The organism is Paenibacillus ihuae, assembly GCF_001368795.1.
Classification (GTDB): Bacteria; Bacillota; Bacilli; order Paenibacillales; family Paenibacillaceae; genus Paenibacillus_AQ; species Paenibacillus_AQ ihuae.
Genome location: NZ_LN831198.1, coordinates 2,289,176 through 2,291,446 on the forward strand (window position 1 = coordinate 2,289,176; position 2,271 = coordinate 2,291,446).

At 50.8% G+C, this 2,271-nt stretch carries 1 protein-coding gene and 1 pseudogene; both read left to right on the forward strand.

The annotated features are described in order from the left end of the window. Nucleotides 1-223, forward strand: a pseudogene (locus AQR02_RS10345) (DUF6063 family protein); the annotation flags it as partial. Beyond that, nucleotides 210-2,271: coiled-coil domain-containing protein (locus AQR02_RS10350; RefSeq protein ID WP_159067732.1), on the forward strand; the 2,062-nt coding region annotated here is incomplete at its 3' end. The pseudogene AQR02_RS10345 and the gene AQR02_RS10350, both read left to right, overlap by 14 nt.

The following is a 2,271-nucleotide window of genomic DNA, read 5'->3' on the forward strand; positions in this document are numbered from 1 at the left end:
AGGGTACGGCTCGCGGATCGGTCTGATCCATGAAGGGATGAAGCTGCTTGAGGATGAGCATCTGGTGTTCATTTCCGAGAATGAGAAGCGGATTTTCCCGCGTGAAGAATTATATGAACGAATGCGGTACCTGTATCACGATGTTGACCGTTATAAGGAACTGAAAGCTTTGATCGGCCGGACCTTGACGGAGAAAGAAGGGGAAGCCCATGCCGCGCATTGAGCGTATCCGAATCGCCGGACTGAAGTATGAGAAGATGCTCAAAAAATATGATGATATGGTCCTTGACCTCTGCAATGAGGAAGGACCGGCCAACACCCTGATCACCCTAATGAACGGCGGCGGAAAGGGCGTACTGCTGCAGTCGATTTTTCAATTGCTGATTCCCAAAGCCGCTTGGGGTAAAGATAACGAGAACCAGGTAGAGGCTTTCTTTCATAATCATAAAAAGCAGCTCAAGCCCTATACCTTCCATGTCGCTATCGAATGGAGGCTGGATAACGAAGACCGCAATGAATATATGACAACCGCTATTGCCATGACTGCCCACAGTTCTGTTGATCAGCTGGAGATCAAGGTAGATTATTTGCTATACACCCTAATGGATTATGACGAGCAGGCGGAGCTTACCCTTTCGACCCTGCCGCTCTATAATCAGTCAGAAGACGGACCGGCGAGTTTTGAAGAGATCCAGCAGTTTGTGCGCGAGCACCGCGGGGAGATTGTACCGTTCGGCAGCAGCAATTCGGAGCTCAAGAAATATTACAACTTCCTGCAGGAACGGGATATTCATATCGGTGAGTGGCGTAACATGAAGAAAATTAACGGTGAAGAGGGCGGGATCAAGGGCTATTTTCAAAAAAATGATGCCTTCACAAACCAGAATCTGTTCGAGAAGCTGATCATTCCGGAAATCGGCTCCAGCCTAAATGAAGGGCTTCGTGAGGAAGACGGCTCGCTGCAGCGGATGTTCCTTGATGCGGCGACGGTCGCCCAGCGGCTGCCGATGCTGGAACAGCGGGAGAAGGCTTTTGCCGAATTCACTTCGCTGGCTGCGCCGCTCTATGAACTGGTGAAGCAAGGAACGGAGGCCGAGCGGATTTACCAGGAGTCTGAGCTACAGGGGCGGCAGATTTTTACGGTTATCCATGATGAGCTTAAAATTGCTGAGGACAAGCGGCGTGAGCAAGCAGATGAACTGGTCCGCCTGCATCAGGAAGCCCGCCAGCTGCGGTTTGAGGCAGACAACCTGAACTATCTGCGCAGCAAAGAGGAACATGACCGGAAGCAGGATGAATTCAAGGGCATCAGTGACAATCAGGCAAGAGCACGCGGGCGGCTGGATGAATCGAAGGAGAAGGAAAAGCATCTGGAAGTGGCTTACTACTTAGCCAAACGCAAAGTCCATCTCCGCCAGATCGAGCAGTGGCAGAAGGAAATAGAAGCGATCGAAGGTTCACTTGAAATGAAGGAACGGCAAGAGGTAATTAAGAGCGCCAAGGATGAGCTGCGTATCCAGTGGGATAAGGTATCTCTGCTGTGGCAGAAGCAAATTTCGAGCTTTGCTGCCCGCCAGCATGCCTTAGCGACAGAAGAGGCGGGATTGCAAAAAGAAAGAGAAAGCTTCCTGCTGGAGCTGGGCGGACTGGATAACCGGATTAATGAGCTTACCGGCGCTATCCGGCAATTTACAGAGGAAATGGGCATCTTCAACTCACGTCATGGACAAGAAGCCGCATCCGCTCCAGGCGCAGCGCTCCAGCGGACGTTAATCGCTATAAACGGGATTGAAGGCAGTATCGCCGGACTTCAAGAACAACGCAAGCTTGCCGAGGCGCAGCGGTTCAGCCTGCACAAAGCTCATGCAGAGCTTAGCGTAAAACTGAACGCCCAGAATCAGCAAAGAGATGAGCTGAACAATCAGCTTGAAGTGCAGATGAACAAAGAATCACAGCTATGGTCACAACTGGTCGTGCTGCTTGAGCTATATGAAGAGCATCAGGTAATGGGTGTGGCAGCATTGTTTGAGGCCAAAGCTGTGATCCAGGAGCGGTTTATCCGCAGGCTGGATGATGCCGAGCAGCAGACGAAACGGCTCAGAAGAGCGTATTACCATCAGCAGATGGATGTTGAGCTGCAGCAGGAAGCGTATTGGCTGCCAAATGCAGACGTTCTTACAGTGAAAGATACACTCGATGCGCTGAAGATTACCTCCATGCTCGGCAGTTCTTTTCTAAATGATCTATTCTTATTTGAACCGCGAGGAAGAG